At 31.5% G+C, this 19,037-nt stretch carries 12 protein-coding genes; 10 read left to right on the top strand and 2 right to left on the bottom strand.

The genetic code is table 11. The annotated features are described in order from the left end of the window. Positions 1-314: 314 nt before the first annotated feature. The 7 genes from HMPREF2663_RS07510 to HMPREF2663_RS07480 all read left to right on the top strand — a co-directional run bounded on the left by HMPREF2663_RS07510 (position 315) and on the right by HMPREF2663_RS07480 (position 11,117). Complete coding sequence (locus tag HMPREF2663_RS07510) at positions 315-890, top strand: TVP38/TMEM64 family protein (RefSeq protein WP_002446053.1); 576 nt, start codon at positions 315-317, stop codon at positions 888-890. A 3-nt stretch (positions 891-893) separates the two neighbouring features. Next, positions 894-1,415: a signal peptidase I gene (gene lepB, locus HMPREF2663_RS07505; RefSeq protein ID WP_002475136.1), complete on the top strand. Its 522-nt coding sequence runs from the start codon at positions 894-896 to the stop codon at positions 1,413-1,415. 18 nt (positions 1,416-1,433) lie between these two features. After that, positions 1,434-2,009, top strand: coding sequence for a signal peptidase I (lepB, locus tag HMPREF2663_RS07500; protein ID WP_002446055.1), 576 nt, complete (start codon positions 1,434-1,436; stop codon positions 2,007-2,009). A gap of 120 nt (positions 2,010-2,129) precedes the next feature. Beyond that, positions 2,130-5,600 carry a helicase-exonuclease AddAB subunit AddB gene (addB, locus tag HMPREF2663_RS07495; protein ID WP_070846128.1) on the top strand — a complete coding sequence of 1,157 codons (3,471 nt, stop codon included), beginning with the start codon at positions 2,130-2,132 and terminating at the stop codon, positions 5,598-5,600. After that, complete coding sequence (gene addA, locus HMPREF2663_RS07490) at positions 5,597-9,253, top strand: helicase-exonuclease AddAB subunit AddA (RefSeq protein WP_070846126.1); 3,657 nt, start codon at positions 5,597-5,599, stop codon at positions 9,251-9,253. Before addB ends, addA begins: the two co-directional genes overlap by 4 nt. A gap of 202 nt (positions 9,254-9,455) precedes the next feature. Then, positions 9,456-10,361 (top strand): fumarylacetoacetate hydrolase family protein, encoded by a 906-nt coding sequence (locus tag HMPREF2663_RS07485; protein ID WP_002446058.1) that lies wholly within the window; start codon positions 9,456-9,458, stop codon positions 10,359-10,361. A gap of 354 nt (positions 10,362-10,715) precedes the next feature. Continuing rightward, positions 10,716-11,117, top strand: coding sequence for a YisL family protein (locus HMPREF2663_RS07480; protein WP_001831989.1), 402 nt, complete (start codon positions 10,716-10,718; stop codon positions 11,115-11,117). A 202-nt stretch (positions 11,118-11,319) separates the two neighbouring features. Here the strand turns inward: HMPREF2663_RS07480 and HMPREF2663_RS07475 are convergent, their stop codons facing one another. Beyond that, on the bottom strand, positions 11,320-12,636 hold the full coding sequence (locus tag HMPREF2663_RS07475) for a CoA-disulfide reductase (protein ID WP_070846124.1): 1,317 nt from the start codon (positions 12,634-12,636) through the stop codon (positions 11,320-11,322). Positions 12,637-12,713: 77 nt separating this feature from the next. Beyond that, on the bottom strand, positions 12,714-13,535 hold the full coding sequence (locus tag HMPREF2663_RS07470; RefSeq protein ID WP_002446060.1) for a Cof-type HAD-IIB family hydrolase: 822 nt from the start codon (positions 13,533-13,535) through the stop codon (positions 12,714-12,716). 112 nt (positions 13,536-13,647) lie between these two features. Here HMPREF2663_RS07470 and HMPREF2663_RS07465 point away from each other — a divergent pair, with 112 nt between their 5' ends. From HMPREF2663_RS07465 to clpB, 3 genes are all read left to right on the top strand, one after another. Continuing rightward, positions 13,648-13,956 carry a metal-sulfur cluster assembly factor gene (locus tag HMPREF2663_RS07465; RefSeq protein WP_001829290.1) on the top strand — a complete coding sequence of 103 codons (309 nt, stop codon included), beginning with the start codon at positions 13,648-13,650 and terminating at the stop codon, positions 13,954-13,956. Positions 13,957-14,329: 373 nt separating this feature from the next. Next, positions 14,330-16,153 carry an acyltransferase family protein gene (locus HMPREF2663_RS07460; protein ID WP_070846122.1) on the top strand — a complete coding sequence of 608 codons (1,824 nt, stop codon included), beginning with the start codon at positions 14,330-14,332 and terminating at the stop codon, positions 16,151-16,153. Positions 16,154-16,363: 210 nt separating this feature from the next. Beyond that, complete coding sequence (gene clpB / locus HMPREF2663_RS07455) at positions 16,364-18,973, top strand: ATP-dependent chaperone ClpB (protein ID WP_002491610.1); 2,610 nt, start codon at positions 16,364-16,366, stop codon at positions 18,971-18,973. Positions 18,974-19,037: the final 64 nt, after the last annotated feature.

Here is a 19,037-nt window from a genome sequence, read left to right as displayed (position 1 = left end):
GTCTTTATTTACTTATCCTAGAACTTTATGTCTCGGACTCATTTTTATTATGTGTGTTAATAAGAGAAAATGAAAATTGAGTAACGTCAGACTAATAAAAAGTCAAATTCAGATAGGAAATAATAAATATTCACTTTATTAGATTTTCGATAACGGATGGAATAGCAAAATTTGATGAATTAGATATCAATATATAAATTCTTAATTCCTACCTAAGTCTGATTTATGTTGTTGACCTAATTTTAATGTTTCAAAAAATATCATTTACAACTATAATGAATAAGTAATACAACCCTAAGAAAGGATTTGATGTATTGTCGCTTTCTCAATTAGAAGAATGGTTTGACGCATTTCGACAATTCGGATATATTCCTGGGTTCATTATGCTTTATTTAAGAGCCATTGTACCTGTGTTGCCTCTCACTTTGTACGTCGTGCTATTAATACATGCGTATGGATTGTTTCCAGGTATAATTATCAGTTGGCTAGGTATCGTCTCAGGTACTTTTACTGTTTTTCTTATTTGTAAAAAATTTGTGAATACAATAAGAATGAAAAAATTAAAAAGTAGAAAGTCTGTTCAAAGGCTTATTAGCTTCATAGATAGACAAGGGCTTATCCCTTTATTCATATTATTATGCTTTCCATTTACACCCAATACATTAATAAATATTATTGCGAGCTTATCTCACATCAAAATAAAATATTACTTTTTGGTATTAGTTATTTCTAAATTGATTTCAATTACTATTCTAGGAGTAATGGGAAAAGAAATTTTCACCATATTTACTAATCCTTTAAGAGCGCTTATTATGATAGTGTTACTCGTAGTATTGTGGTTTATTAGTAAAAAGGTAGAAAAGTATTTTATGGGTTCTACCAAGGAGTAAAACATGAAACAATTGATTAAATATTTGATTTCCTTTACTTTTGCAATTATTATTGTAATATTCATTCAATCATTTATAATCGTAGGCGCTGTGATATCAAATAATAGCATGACACCTACCTTGCAAACGGGAGATAGAGTAATAGTTAATAAAATTAAAGTCACGTTTGACCTAATACAACGTGGTGATATAATCATGTACAGGCATAATAACAAAACTTATTTTAGCAGAATTATAGGAAAGCCTGGTGAGTCTGTGAGTATTAAATCACAGCGTATTTATATCGATGATAGACAAGTAAATGAACCATATATGAAAGATAGGCATATTAAAGACATTACATTAAGAGAAATTAAAAATTCTGATGGTGATACGATTCCACCGGGAGCATATTTTGTTTTAAATGATAATAATAACAAACATTCTGATTCAAGAACCTATGGTTTAATAGATAAGAAAGATATCATTGGAGATGTCAGTTTGAAATATTATCCATTTAAAGAATTTAACTATCAATTTAAATAACCAGAAGAGGTGTAGATTTTGAAAAAAGAAATTTTAGAGTGGGTTGTTGCCATAGCCGTTGCCATTGCACTTATAGCCTTAATCACTAAATTTGTTGGGAAGTCATATTCTATTAAAGGTGATTCAATGGATCCCACATTAAAAGATGGAGAGCGTGTAGTGGTAAATATTATTGGCTATAAATTAGGTGGCGTTGAAAAAGGAAATGTCATTGTATTTCATGCTAATAAAAAAGATGATTATGTTAAAAGAGTTATTGGAACTCCAGGTGATAGTGTTGAATATAAAAATGATACACTCTATGTTAATGGTAAAAAGCAATCAGAACCATACTTGAACTATAACGAGAAACGTAAGCAAACTGAGTATATCACAGGTAGTTTCAAAACAAAAAATTTACCAAATGCTAATCCTCAATCTAATGTTATTCCTAAAGGTAAATATTTAGTTTTGGGAGATAACCGTGAGGTAAGTAAAGATAGTCGTTCATTTGGTTTAATTGACAAAGACCAAATTGTTGGAAAGGTATCGCTTAGATATTGGCCTTTCAGTGAATTTAAATCTAACTTCAATCCAAATAACACTAAAAATTAAATATCAATCAACTTTGGAGATTTCTATTCATGCTTTTTAAAAAATAGAAATCTCTTTTTTGTTTTTCTTAGAAGATACACCTGTGTGATATGATTAATATTAAAGGAGTGAGGGAATGTTATGGAATTTAATACATATATTGGTCGAGCAGGTACAGGAAAGTCAACAGCCATGCTTACTCAAATAAAAAATAAAATGAAGCAAGACCCGCTGGGTGATCCTATAGTATTAATTGCACCTACTCAGAGTACTTTTCAATTAGAGCAAGCATTTGTAAATGATTCCGAACTTCATGGTAGTTTGAGAACTGAAGTACTTCACTTTGAAAGATTGAGTCATCGTGTTTTTCAAGAAGTTGGTGGTTTAACAGAACAACGATTATCTAAGGCTGCTTTAGAAATGATGATTTTCCATATTGTTCAACAACATGAGTCTGATTTGAAATTGTATGGTTCACAAGCTCAATACTATGGTTTAAGTGAAAAGTTAGCTGAGCAAATTCAAGATTTTAAAAAATATAATGTCACTCCTGAGCACTTAGATCAATTGATAGATAATCATTCAATGCAAACGAGAACTAAACATAAATTAGAAGACATTTCTCTTATTTATAAACAATTAGAATCACGAATGAATGGAGAATTTATAACAACAGAGGATAGTTTGCAACAATTCATTGAAATACTATCTCAATCTCAGTGGATAAAAAAGGCTGAAGTATTTATTGATGGGTTTCATAATTTTTCTACATTGGAATATAGAATTATAGAAGCACTTGTTCAACACGCCAAACAGGTGACTGTGTTATTAACGACTGATGGCAGCCACCATCCATTTAGTTTGTTTAGAAAGTCATCTGAAGTTTTATCACATTTGGAGGATATCGCTAATCGTTTAAATATAAATCTAAATAAAACTTATTTTAATACATTTTATCGCTATAAAAATGATGATTTAAAGAATCTTGAAAATGGGTTTGATGCATTACAATTTACGCCTAAACATCATCAAAATCATGTTGAAATATTTGAATCTTCAAGTATGAGAGAAGAAATAAATGAAGTAGCTCGACGTATTTTAAAAGATGTCAGAGAAGCAGATTATAAATTCAGGGACATTGCTATATTATACCGTGATGAATCGTATGCATATCTATTCGAGTCAATACTTCCTTCATATGATATACCATTTAACATTGATACTAAAAAATCTATGACACATCATCCCATCATGGAAATGTTACGTTCTTTATTAGAAGTGATACGTTCAAATTGGCATATTAATGCAATGTTACGATTATTTAAAACGAATGTATTAACGTCTCAATTTAAAAGAAGTAGCTATTTAATTGATCTACTGGAAAATTTCGTTTTAGAACGTGGTATTTATGGTAAACGTTGGTTAGACGAAGATATCTTTAGTATTGATCAGTTTAGTAGAATGGGACGTAAATCACATCAACTAACTGAAGAACATCAAGCATTATACAAAGAAGTAATTAAACTTAAAACGAATGTTATAGATAAAGTGTTATATTTCGAACAAGCTATGAATGAAGCACATACTGTTAAAGATTATGCTACGTCATTTTATGAAAGTTTAGAGTATTTTGAACTACCGAGTCAGTTAATGACTCAACGTGATGAATTAGAGTTGGCGGGTCTAACAGAAAAAGCCGAAGAAATTGACCAAGTATGGAACGGTTTAATACAAATTTTAGATGATTTAGTTACTGTATTTGATGATCAGGAAATGACACTTCAACAATTTTTAGATGTTTTTGATATAGGTTTAGAGCAATTAGAGTTTGTTATGATACCTCAAACTTTGGATCAAGTTAGTATAGGTACAATGGATTTAGCGAAAGTTGATAATAAAAAACATATTTATATGGTTGGGATGAATGATGGTATATTACCACAGACTGTATCTTCATCAAGTTTGATTACAGATGAAGAGAAGAAATATGTTGAGGACAATGCACATGTGGAGTTAAGTCCAACTTCAGATATACTGCAAATGGATGAAGCGTTTGTTTGTTACATCGCTATGACAAGGAGTCAACAAAGCGTTACTTTTTCATATAGTTTAATGGGAAATTCTGGAGATGAGAAGGAAATTAGTCCTTTTTTAACGCAAATTAAAGAATTATTTTATGATTTAGAAATCACCAATCTACAAAATTTACATGAAGCGCAACCTTTATTAATGATGCAACATTCACATCAAACAAAAATTCAGCTTTTTGAATATTTAAGAGGTTGGTTAGACCATGAAGACATCGATATTCGTTGGTTGGATGCATATATAGCTATTCGAGACGATGATCAATTAAATCAAGGTTTAGATTATCTTACTACGTCATTGACATATGATAACGAGACTGTCCAATTAAATGAAACTTTATCACAACAACTTTATGGTAAAACTATCAACGCTAGTGTGTCTCGTTTTGAAGGTTATCAACAATGTCCTTTTAAACATTATGCTTCGCATGGTTTACGATTAAATGAACGCACTAAATATGAATTACAAAATTTTGACTTAGGAGATATTTTCCATTCAGTTTTAAAATATATTTCCGATCGAATTTATGGTAACTTCAAGAATTTAGATACAAAGAATATTCAATCACTTACTAAAGAAGCATTAGAACTTATTTTACCTAAAGTACAGTTTAATTTGTTAAATTCATCTGCGTATTATAAATATTTATCTAAAAAGATTGGATCAATCGTTGAAACAACTTTAAAGGCACTTAAATATCAAGGGGATTACTCTAAATTTGTGCCCCAACGATTTGAAACAGGATTTAGAAAATCACCTAAAAACAAAGATGAACTTGTTGCACAACCACTGATTACCGATCAGGGAATTCCGATTAATATAAGAGGTCAAATCGATCGTATTGATACATATACAAAAGGTGATCATAGTTATGTCAATATCATTGATTATAAATCTTCAGAAAGTAGTGCAACACTCGATTTAACAAAAGTTTATTATGGTTTGCAAATGCAAATGATGACCTACATGGATATTGTATTACAAAACAAAGAACGTTTAGGTCTTACAGATATTGTGAAACCAGGGGGTCTACTTTATTTCCATGTCCATGAACCGCGTATTAAATTTAAAAGTTGGGCAGATATAGATGAAGACCAATTTCAAAAAGACTATATCAAAAACTTTAAAATGAGTGGTTTACTTAATCGTGATCGAGAAGTGTTAGATGCTTTTGATATTAGACTTGAACCAAAGTATAATTCGGATATTGTTCCAATAGCATTAACAGCTAAAGGCGCTATAAATCAGCGTAGTAGTAAAGTAGCTGATGAAAACATCATTTATCAATTGATAGAACATAATAAGAAGAATTTTATCGAGACAGCCACCCACATTATGGATGGACATACTGAAGTGGCACCCTTGAAGTACAAACAAGTATTACCTTGTCAATTTTGTAATTATAAATCAGTTTGTCATGTAGACGGATTAATAGATAGTAAGCGTTATAGAACGGTAGATGAATCGATAAAACCATTAGATTTAATTCAACAATTAAGAACTGAAGGTGGTGAAAAGACATGATTCCAACTAAACCACAAGATGTGATTTGGACAGATGCACAATGGCAAAGTATTTATGCGAAAGGTCAGGACATACTTGTTGCTGCTGCAGCAGGTTCCGGTAAAACAGCCGTTCTAGTTGAGCGTATTATACAACGTATACTTAGAGATGATGTAGATGTAGATCGGTTACTAGTTGTAACATTTACGAATTTAAGCGCACGTGAGATGAAGCACCGAGTTGATAAACGTATACAGGAAGCGTCTTTTAAGGATCCCAACAATGAACATTTAAAGAATCAGCGCATCAAAATTCATCAAGCACAGATTTCGACTTTACACAGTTTCTGTTTGAAATTGATTCAGCAGCATTATGATGTATTAGATATCGATCCTCATTTTAGAACAAGTAGTGAAGCGGAAAATATATTATTATTAGAACAAACTATTGATGATGTTTTAGAACAACACTATGATAAATTAGATCCTCACTTTATAGAATTAACCGAACAACTATCATCAGATAGGAATGATGATCAATTTAGAAGTATTATTAAGCAGTTATATTTTTTCAGTATTGCTAATCCACAACCATTTGAATGGCTCAATCAATTAGCGCAACCATACAAAGAAGAGAATAAACAGCAACAATTAATGCAGCTTATCAATGATTTAGCAATGATTTTTATGAAAGCAGGATATGAAGAATTACAAAAAAGTTATGATTTATTCTCAATGATGGAAAGTGTTGATAAGCAACTTGAAGTTGTTGAAACTGAACGCATGTTTATTACTAAAGCCATTGAAGGTAAAGTACTAAATACAGATGTTATCACACAACATGAATTTATGAGTCGTTTTCCCGCAATAAATAGCAAAATAAAAGAAGCAAATGAAGGCATGGAAGATGCTTTAAATGAAGCAAAACAACATTATGATAAATATAAATCTTTAGTTATGAAAGTAAAAAATGATTACTTTTCTAGAAATGCAGATGATTTGAAAAGAGATATGCAACAACTTGCTCCTCGAGTGGCTTATTTAGCTCAAATAGTTCAAGATGTGATACATTCATTTGGTGTTCAAAAACGAAGTCGTAATATTTTGGATTTCTCAGATTATGAACATTTTGCATTACGCATTCTTACTAACGAAGATGGCTCACCTTCGCGTATCGCTGAAACGTATCGTGAACATTTTAAAGAAATCCTAGTTGATGAGTATCAAGATACTAATAGGGTGCAAGAGAAAATATTATCTTGTATTAAAACTGGTGAAGAACACGACGGTAACTTGTTCATGGTTGGAGATGTGAAGCAGTCTATTTATAAATTTAGACAAGCTGATCCCAGTCTATTTATTGAAAAATATAATCGCTTTTCTAGTAGTGGAACTGACAGTGGCTTGCGCATTGACTTATCGCAAAACTTTCGTTCGAGACAGGAAGTGTTATCTACAACCAATTATTTGTTCAAACATATGATGGATGAACAAGTAGGAGAAATTTCATATGATGATGCAGCGCAATTGTATTTTGGTGCACCATATGACAAAGTTTCACATCCCGTTCAATTAAGAGCACTTGTTGAGGCAAGTTCAGAAAATAGTGACTTAACTGGAAGTGAACAAGAAGCGAATTACATTGTTGAACAAGTTAAAGATATTATTAATCATCAAAACGTATACGATATGAAAACAGGTCAATACAGAAAAGCAACTTATAAAGATATCGTAATTTTGGAGAGAAGTTTTGGTCAAGCTCGTAATCTTCAACAAGCTTTTAAAAATAATGATATCCCTTTTCACGTAAATAGTAAGGAAGGGTATTTTGAGCAAACTGAAGTACGTCTTGTTCTTTCATTTTTAAGAACAATAGATAATCCACTTCAAGACATTTATTTAGTGGGATTGATGCGTTCTGTAATATATCAATTTACTGAAGAAGAATTAGCCAAAATAAGAGTTGTAAGCCCTCATGATGATTACTTTTATCAATCTATAAAAAATTATATGATTGATGAAAAAGCTGATTCTAGATTGGTTGACAAGTTAAATCGTTTTATTCAGGATATACAAAAATATCAAAATTATAGTCAAAGTCAACCGGTCTACCAATTAATTGATAAATTTTATAATGATCATTTTGTAATTCAGTACTTTAGCGGTCTCATTGGAGGTAAAGGTAGAAGAGCGAATCTATATGGGCTATTTAATAAAGCTGTTGAATTTGAAAATTCAAGTTTCAGAGGTTTATTCCAATTTATTCGTTTTATTGATGAGCTTATTGATCGTAAGAAAGATTTTGGTGAAGAAAATGTCGTAGGTCCTAACGATAATGTGGTTAGAATGATGACGATTCATAGTAGTAAAGGATTAGAATTTCCATTTGTAATTTACTCAGGATTATCTAAAAAATTCAACAAAGGTGACCTGAATGCACCAGTTATTCTAAATCAACAATATGGTTTAGGTATGGATTATTTTGATGTAAATAAAGATATGGCTTTTCCTTCGCTTGCTTCTGTGGCATATAGAGCAATAAATGAAAAAGAACTCATATCTGAAGAAATGCGCTTAGTCTATGTTGCGTTGACGCGAGCAAAAGAGCAACTTATTTTAGTTGGAAGAGTCAAAGATGAAAAATCATTAATTAAATATGAACAATTAGCTGTTTCAGACACACATATAGCAGTTAATGAACGCCTTACTGCTACAAATCCGTTTGTTCTTATTTATGGTATTTTGGCTAAGCATCAATCGGCTTCATTGCCAAATGATCAAAGATTCGAAAGAGATATTGATCAATTAAATTCTGAAGTGAAGCCACGTGTATCAATAGTGATTGATCATTACGAGGATGTTTCAACTGAAGAAGTAGTTAATGATAATGAAATAAGAACTATCGAAGAATTAAAGGCCATAAATACTGGTAATGAAGATGTGAAAATTAAAATTCATCAACAGCTTTCTTATGACTACCCTTTTAAAGTTAACACGATGAAACCATCTAAACAGTCGGTATCAGAGTTAAAACGCCAGTTAGAAACTGAAGAAAGTAATACAAATTATGATAGATTACGTCAATATCGTATTGGTGTTGCATCTTATGAAAGACCCAAGTTTCTTACTCAAACCAAAAAAAGAAAAGCAAATGAAATAGGAACTTTAATGCATACAGTCATGCAACATTTACCTTTTAGAGAACAACGTTTAACAAAAGACGAATTACTTCAATATATCGATGGATTGATTGACAAACAACTTATTGATGAAGATGCAAAAGAGGATATTAGAATAGATGAGATTATGCATTTCATTGATGGACCTCTCTATATGGAAATAGCTCAAGCTGACAATGTTTATACTGAATTACCTTTTGTGGTAAATCAAATTAAAGTTGATGGACTTACAAGTGAAGATGAAGATGTATCCATTATTCAAGGTATGATTGATTTAATATATGAAAGTGACGGACAATTTTACTTTGTTGATTACAAAACGGATGCCTTTAATAGAAGAAAAGGTATGAGTGATGAAGAAATAGGGAATCAGCTCAAAGAAAAATATCAGATACAAATGACATATTATCGAAATACTTTAGAAACAATACTTAAACGACCTGTTAAGGGTTATTTATATTTTTTCAAATTTGGTACATTAGAAATAGATAATTAAAATTCAAAGTTACTTTGATAAAGTGGGAAACAATAGGCCGTGCTTTCATCCTAACCAAGAAAACACGGCTTTACTGTATATATATATGTCTGTTATTAAGATTACAAATAAACTTTCTTAATTTTCTTACTTATATATTTGTTATTTGAACTTAGATATAGTTATAATATGAAATAAGATATAGATGAGGAGTTGATTATGAATGAAATTTCTATCATTCAAACATAATGACAGAACTTCATATGGTGTTAAAGTAAAACGTGAAGATGCTGTTTGGGATTTACCAATGGTTTTTGCTGAGTTTGGGGACAAAGACTTTAATCCTAAAACTTTAATTGCAGGTCTACAGCAAAATCAAACTTTAGACTTTCAAGAGCAAGTTCGAAAAGCAGTTGTCGCAGCTGAAGAAAGTGGAAGAGATGAGGAATTTAAATTTTTATTCACTGATATTGATTTTCTACCACCAGTGACACCTCCTAATAATGTGATTGCATTTGGTAGAAATTATGAAGATCATGCTAGTGAATTAAATCATGAAGTTGATAGTTTATATGTATTTACCAAAGCGGCTTCATCTTTAACTGGTGATGAAGCAACAATTCCTAATCATAAAGATATTACAGAACAATTGGACTATGAGGGAGAACTTGGAATTGTAATTGGAAAATCAGGCGAAAAGATTCCTAGAGGATTAGCTTTAGATTATATTTATGGGTACACAATTATCAATGATATTACAGATCGCACTGCGCAAAGTTCACATGATCAAGCATTCTTATCAAAAAGTTTAACTGGGGCATGCCCAATGGGTCCTTATATAGTAACCAAAGACGAATTACCTACGCCAGAGAATGTAAATATCGTAACAAAAGTGAATAACGAAATTCGACAAGATGGTAACACTGGAGAGATGATTTTAAAAATAGATGAACTCATCGAAAAGATTTCAAAATATGTGGCTTTACATCCAGGCGATATCATTGCAACTGGTACACCCGCTGGTGTGGGTGCTGGTTTACAACCACCACAATTTTTACAACCAGGTGATGAAGTCAAAGTAACTATAGATAATATTGGCACTTTAACAACATATATATCTAAAAATTAAGAGTTATACAATGATTTAAAAAGTTAAATGGGCGTGGAGTAAATATATTACTCCCCAAGCCCTAACTTGCTTTGTCTGTAAAATTTTAGTGTAATTCTATGTGTTGAGCGTTGGAATTCAATTTGCTTATTTTGAAATTTCTGTTCAAAAAATAGATATTAATACATTTTTAATTCAGTCATCGAATGACTATTCGTTAAGAAAGTCTGGGATATTATTTGTATCCTAGACTTTCTTGTATATTTATCAAAATATTTATTATTTTAATTATTGATAAAAATTAAAGTTATGGCATCATCAAAAATTTAGAAATATGTTATGATGATTTAGAAATAAAAAGATGGGGGGACAAACATGTTACATGTCCATATTTTAAGTTGGGTATTAGCAATTATTTTATTTATCGCAACTTATTTAAATTATTCAAAAACGCAAGGTGCATCACCTTATTATAAACCTTTACATATGGCATTAAGATTATTCATGCTATTAACATTAATTTCTGGTTTTTGGGAATTAATCGAAGAGTTTATGGCTGCCTCTAATGGTGAAGGTGGAAATCATATGCTACTTACTTTAAAAATGTTATGTGGTTTAGCTGTTATCGCATTTATGGAAATTTCCATTGCTAAAAGAAAAAAACAACAGACTAGCCATAAATTCTTTTGGATTACTATTATTTTAATCATAATTACAATGGCTATTGGTGTTATTTTACCTTGGGGCCCAATTTCTAAAATATTTGGAATAAGTTAAACATGCTTGGATACAATTGCGTATGATTTATATTTATTGAAGTATGAACATCATATTATTCCTAAATGAAAGACCAAAATGAATTCTTTTAAAATTCATTTTGGTCTTTTTATATGAAAATGATAGGTTTATTTTCTTTTCCTAAATAGTCACTCTTGTTATTTCTCTCATACTATTCATAAATTATGAATTGTGTGGAATGTTATTGTGCTTTATACCCAATTAAATTAATTAAATCTTTTGGATGACTATAGGGAGGGGCATATGCTACTTCAAATTCTGTTAAATCATCCACAGTAGCATGATTCATCATTGCTATTGATAATACGTCTATTCTTTTGTCGGCACCTTGTTTACCAACTGCTGCTGCGCGTAAAAGTTTTCTCGAGTCTTTTTCAAAATAAACACGTAAATGTAGTGGTGAATTTCCTGGGTAATATCCTGCATGAGCGCCTTGCTTAACTTCAACCATATCATAATTAAAATTTGTAAGTTCATTTGGTTTGATGCCAACACTTGCTAATGTATAGTCAAAAAATTTCACTATATTATTTCCTAGATAACCTTTAAAGTGAATAGACGAATTTCCAGAAAGTTGTTCAGCTATAATACTTGCACCACGGTGTGCTCCCCAAGCAAGTGGAACCTGTGCCGGTAAATTCACATGACGATAATGTGAAGTAATAACATCACCTAATGCATAAATATTTGGTATATTTGTTTGGAAATTATGATTTACTGGGATATAACCTTTATCATCTAGTATGACGTTAGATGATTTAATAAATTGTGAATTTGGATGCGTACCTACACCTTCGATAATAAGATCATAGTTTTCAACTTTACCAGATGTGAATGTTACTTCATGTCCATTGACTTGACTAATTTCTTCGTTAAATCTATAAGTGATATTTCTTTTTTTTATTTCCTCGATGATGGGTTGATTCATATCTTGATCCATCAGTTTATTAATATTTGTAGAGCGATGAATCCATGTGACATCCAAACCTCTATGGTGTAAATTTTCAAGAATTTCTAAAGAGATGTACCCCGCGCCAACAACAAGTGCACGTTGTGCTTTAGTATTAGTAATAAAGGTATCAATTGCCTCAGTATCTTCGAGATTTCGCACAGTAAATGAGATATCACTATGAGTGTTTAATCGGTTTGCAGATGCGCCAGGACTTAAAATCAATGTATCGTAACTTTCTTCAAAAGTTTGATTAGTTTGATGATTTAAGACAGTAACTGTTTGTCTTTTATCATTGATTTGTATAACTTCATGGTATGTTTTTACTGTGATATGCTTTTTGTCATAAAATTGATCAGGCGTATATGCTAAAACTTTACGACGGTCCTCGATAACGTTGCCAATATAATAAGGTAATGCACAATTGGCAAAGCTCATATCTCTATCTTTTTCAAAAACAATGATTTCACTCTCTTTATCTAATCTTCGAATTTGACTTGCACAAGTCGCACCACCAGCAACTGCACCGACTATTATAATTTTATTCATAGCTGTCTCTCCTTTATATATGTATGATATTAGAAAACGTATACCTTTTTAATCATCACTTGGATTGTTTATTCAACTTAATAATAACGCATTTTTAAATTAAAAAAGTCATTTAAATAACGACCTATGCCGTCCTCATTATTACTATACGTAATATTATTTGCTATTTCTTTTAAGTCTTTTAAGCCATTATCCATTGCAATGCCATGGGTCGCATACTTTATCATTTCTATATCATTGTCCTCATCACCAAACGCAATGATATGATCGTCGGCGATATTTAAATAGTTTTGAACATGTTTAATTCCACGTGCTTTGTTGATTCCGCGTTTCACAATTTCTATGACTGGGAAAGGGGCACCCCAACGTCGATGTTCGATATTCTCTGCATAAAAATGGGTTAACATATCTTTAATTTCAGGAATATTTTCTTCTTCTGCTTCAACAAGTAGTGACGTAGGTGCCTCATTAAGATTTTCTAGTAAATTCCCCGTTTGAATTTTAGGATTCCCCATAGAAAAACCTTCAAAAAGTCTTGGATCATAACTATTGATAAAGACATAATCTTTTACTTCGGCAATGATATTTGTAATATGAGATTGTTGAAGCGCTGTAATAATATTTTTAGAAATTTCAACATCTAGTACTTCGTGTATCACTTCGAAATCATTTGCTTTTGGGTGATGCACAAATGCGCCATTAAAATTAACCACAGGTGTGTTCATATTGAGTTCATGATAATACATCTGGCTCGCACGATAAGGTCTTCCAGTAGCAATCATAACGTAGTGTCCACATTGTTGTAATTCGGTTAATACTTGTTTAGTGTAAGGTGAGATTTCTTTATTGTCATTTAATAATGTACCATCTAGATCTAGACAAATTAAATAAGGTTGCATATATTACTCCTTGTGTTGTTAATTATCATGTAACAGTATCATAGCATTTTATTGGCGTTTTGTCGGATATTTGATATATTGGTGTAAAGAAAATTTTAAAGAGGTGATACTGATGGAAGAAGCACTAAAAGATAGTATCTTAGGCGCTCTTGAAATGGTAATAGATCCTGAGTTAGGGATAGATATCGTTAATTTAGGTTTAGTATATAAAGTTGATGTTGATGATGAAGGTTTATGTACAGTTGAAATGACATTAACTTCGATGGGATGTCCATTAGGACCACAAATTATTGAACAAGTTAAGAGCGTTCTAGCTGAGATACCGGAAATTTCTGATACAGAAGTAATGATTGTATGGAGTCCACCATGGAATAAAGATATGATGTCTCGTTATGCCAAAATAGCTTTAGGCATCGGATAATTGAAAGGATAGCTACTCATTGTTTTGAGAAATGATGTAGCTATTCTTTTTATCTTTATAAAAGGAAATTCAAAATACAATATTGTATTTTGATTTAATATTTTTATAAATTAGCTCTACAATAAAATTGAATTAGTATTACAAATGTATTACAATATTTAAGACTTATAACCTTTTAACGAGGCATATCTTATAAAGTATATTCATTAATAACATAGCAGGGATGGTTGTAATCTAAAGAATGACCTTGTTAATTTAATAAGGATAAGATTTGTTTAAATAAATTGATTAGAAATAATAGCGTGCGTCTAATGAAAATGATTAAAAAATACGCGTCTTATAAAATTTATTATTATTAGGGAAGAATGTAACAATGAGAAAAAAATTAAATAATGAATATCGCTCTGCTAAAAAAATGCGATATATGCCTGGATTAGATGGTTTGCGAGCAATTGCAGTCATTGGTATTATTATTTATCACTTGAATAAACAATGGTTAACAGGTGGTTTTTTAGGCGTAGATACTTTTTTTGTTATTTCAGGTTATTTGATTACGAGCTTATTACTCAAAGAGTATGAAGATACTGGAACAATAAATCTTAAAAATTTCTGGATTCGTCGTATAAAAAGGTTATTACCAGCGGTATTCGCATTAATAGTAGTTGTTGGAATTGCAACTTTATTATTCCACCCTGAGCATATTGTAAGAGTTAAACATGATATGATAGCAGCAATATTTTACGTATCTAATTGGTGGTATATTGCTAAAGATGTCAATTATTTCGAGCAATTTTCTTTTATGCCTTTAAAGCACCTATGGTCACTAGCCATTGAAGAGCAGTTTTACCTCTTTTTCCCAGCAGTACTCTTATTACTTATGGCTATAGTTAAGAAAAAGAAAAATGTCATACTGATGTTTTGGATTATATCTTTGGTTTCATTATTAATGATGGTTGTTATTTCTCAACCTCACTTGAACCATTCAAGAGTATATTTTGGAACTGATACAAGATTGCAGACACTGCTTTTAGGTGTACTTCTAGCATTTATCTGGCCACCTTTTAAATTAAATCCCAATCCACCTAAAGGATTAAAAACTGTGATTAATAGTGCGGGTATTATAGGACTTACATTTTTAATTCTATTATTCTTTACTGTTAGTGATGAAAGTGATTGGATTTATAATGGAGGATTTTATCTTATTTCAACAATGACTTTGCTAATTATTGCAAGTGTTGTTCATCCAACTACAATTTTAGCTAAGTTATTAGGAAATCCTGTATTTGTTTATATTGGAAAGCGATCATACAGTTTGTACTTGTGGCATTTCCCAATAATGAGTTTTGTTCATAGCTATTTTATTGATGGTCAAGTGCCAACATATGTTTATATTTTGGACATCATTCTTACAGTTTTATTTGCAGAATTATCATTTAAATATGTAGAAACACCATTGAGAAAGCAAGGTTTTAAGGCTTTTGCAATTAAAAAAACATACAAACCTCAATTTATTAGAACTATTGTAACGCTTGTTATACTTTTACCTACTATTTTCATTTTAATAGGCGTTTTCGATAAGTTTGGAAAAGATACCATATCGAACAAAGCGCAAACATTTAATACCGATGAGGCTGATCAATATCTTATTCACATGATACCGATTGATAATATTTCGTTAACAAGCGATGGTAAAACTAAAGCGAATACAAAAGATAATGATGTATATACGCAAATTAAGCCGTTATTAATTGGTGATTCAGTTATGGTAGATATAGGGGAACAATTTAAAACGAAAGTACCCAAAGCTAAAATCGATGGCAAAGTCGGTCGTCAACTCTATCAGGCCGAGAGCCTCGTTAATCAACAATATAAGCAATATCGTAAACCAACAGATCAAGTCATACTTGAGCTAGGTACAAATGGTGATTTTACTAAAGAACAATTAGATCAGTTGATTGGTAAATTTGGAAAGGCACAAGTATATCTTGTAAATACGAGAGTGCCACGATCATATGAAAACCATGTTAATACGTTGATGGCAGAAGCGGCTAAAGATAAAAAGAATGTAACTCTAATTGATTGGTATAGTCGCTCAAAAGGGCATACAGAGTATTTTGCTCCAGACGGCATCCATCTTGAAAATGATGGCGTAGAGGCATTGACAGATGAAATATTGAAAAGTATAAAAAAGAAATAATATATTAATTAAAGAGGAAGAACTCTATTCATTTAGAATTGAGTTCTTCCTCTTTTTTTACTTGATTATCATAATAAAATGAAAAACATGAGCAATTAATGTTGATTTAATGATGAGAAGGGTCTATAATATAATTAAGGTCAAAGAAAGTCAAAGTCAAATTTATTTTTCTATACTTTGACCCACTCTGAATGATAGAGGTGAAATAAATTGGATATTAATCAAATGACATATGCTGTACAAGGTGCCTTACAAAAAGCAGTCGCGTACAGTAAAGAATATGAATTACAAAATATTGAAATTGAAGCTTTATTAAAAGCTACGATGAATGAAAATGATAGTTTATTTAAAAGTATATTAGAAAGAGCAAATATTGATGTTAATCAACTAGAACAAGCATACGATAATCAATTAAGTCATTATCCAACTGTACAAGGAGACAATGTTCAGTATGGACAGTATATTAGTTCTAAAACAAAAGAATTATTAGACAAAGCCGAGAAATATATGAAGTCCTATGAAGATGAGTTTATTTCTATGGAACATATATTACGTGCAGCCATAGATACTGATGAGACTACTCAAAAATGGGTCGGCAATAAAGCAGAAGTCATTAAAGAAATTATAACTAAAGTTAGAGGGGGAAATCATGTGACATCTCAAAATCCAGAAGTTAATTATGAAGCTTTAGAAAAATATGGTCGTGATCTTGTAGAAGAAGTACGTCAAGGTAAAATGGACCCTGTTATCGGTAGAGATGAAGAAATACGTAATACAATTCGTATTTTAAGTCGAAAAACAAAAAATAATCCGGTTTTAATCGGTGAACCAGGTGTAGGTAAAACTGCAATTGTTGAGGGTTTAGCACAACGAATTGTACGTAAAGACGTTCCAGAATCATTACTCGATAAAACAATTTTCGAGCTTGATTTAAGTGCATTAGTTGCAGGTGCAAAATATAGAGGTGAATTTGAAGAACGTTTAAAAGCAGTATTGAAAGAAGTAAAAGAATCTGAAGGTCGAATCATCTTATTCATTGATGAAATTCATATGTTAGTAGGTGCTGGTAAAACAGATGGTGCTATGGACGCAGGAAACATGTTGAAACCAATGCTTGCGCGTGGTGAATTGCATTGTATAGGTGCTACGACATTAAATGAATATCGTGAATATATTGAAAAAGATTCAGCATTAGAACGTCGTTTCCAAAAAGTTAGTGTCAGTGAACCTGATGTTGAGGATACAATATCAATTTTACGTGGTCTAAAAGAACGTTATGAGGTCTACCATGGTGTACGTATACAAGACCGTGCACTTGTTGCAGCGGCTGAGTTATCTGATAGATATATTACCGATAGATTTTTGCCAGATAAAGCTATAGATTTAGTCGACCAAGCGTGTGCGACAATACGTACAGAAATGGGATCAAATCCAACAGAGTTAGACCAAGTAAATCGTCGAGTAATGCAATTAGAGATTGAAGAAAGTGCCTTGAAAAATGAATCTGATAACGCAAGTAAACATCGTTTAGAAGAACTTCAAGAGGAATTATCTAATGAAAAAGAAAAACAAGCCTCTTTAAAATCACGTGTTGAACAAGAAAAAGAAAAAATTGCTAAAGTACAAGAAAAACGTGCTGAACTAGATAGTAGTCGTCAAGCTCTTGAAGATGCACAAACAGAAGGTAATCTTGAAAAAGCAGCAGAATTACAATATGGTACAATTCCGCAATTAGAAAAAGAATTGCAAGAATTTGAGGAAGCCTTTCAAGATGAAACTGGCGAAGATAGTGAAAGAATGATTCGTGAAGTCGTTTCAGATGAAGAAATAGGCGACATAGTTAGTCAATGGACAGGTATACCTGTGTCTAAACTTGTGGAAACAGAAAGAGAAAAGCTATTAAGTTTAAGTGACATCTTACACAAACGTGTAGTAGGTCAAGATAAAGCAGTTGATTTAGTATCTGACGCAGTAGTTAGAGCACGTGCTGGAATTAAAGATCCGAATAGACCAATCGGAAGTTTCTTATTCTTAGGACCTACTGGAGTAGGTAAAACTGAATTAGCAAAATCGCTTGCTTCATCACTTTTCGATTCTGAAAAACATATGATTAGAATTGATATGAGCGAATATATGGAAAAACATGCTGTATCACGTTTAATTGGTGCACCTCCAGGCTATGTAGGCCACGATGAAGGTGGTCAATTAACTGAAGCAGTTAGACGTAATCCATACTCAGTTATTTTGTTAGACGAAGTTGAAAAAGCACATAGCGATGTTTTTAATGTATTACTTCAAATACTAGATGAAGGTCGTCTTACGGATTCTAAAGGTAGAAGTGTTGACTTTAAAAATACTATTATCATCATGACTAGTAATATTGGTTCACAAGTATTACTTGAAAATGTAAAAGATGCTGGTGAAATTAGTGATGATACAGAGAAAGCAGTTATGGACAGTCTACATGCATACTTCAAACCTGAAATATTAAATCGTATGGATGATATCGTGTTATTTAAACCATTATCAGTTAACGATATGAGTATGATTGTAGATAAAATTTTAACACAATTAAATATGAGATTATTAGATCAACATATCTCAATTGAAGTGACAGAAGAAGCGAAAAAATGGTTAGGTGAAGAAGCGTATGAACCACAATTTGGTGCAAGACCATTAAAACGCTTTGTTCAACGACAAATAGAAACTCCAATTGCACGTATGATGATTAAAGAAAGTCTACCTGAAGGTACAATCATTAAAGTAGATTTAAATGACAATAAAGAACTTGACTTTAAGGTTGTTAAACCTACGTCTTAATCTAGAACAATATTAATTTATAAAATAAAAAAAGGCTGGGATATAATTCCTAGCAAAATAGCCA

It is taken from the genome of Staphylococcus sp. HMSC077D08, assembly GCF_001837945.1.
Lineage (GTDB): Bacteria > Bacillota > Bacilli > Staphylococcales > Staphylococcaceae > Staphylococcus > Staphylococcus epidermidis.
Note: the sequence above shows the minus strand (reverse complement) of the source record. Positions and strands in the feature narration are given on the sequence as shown.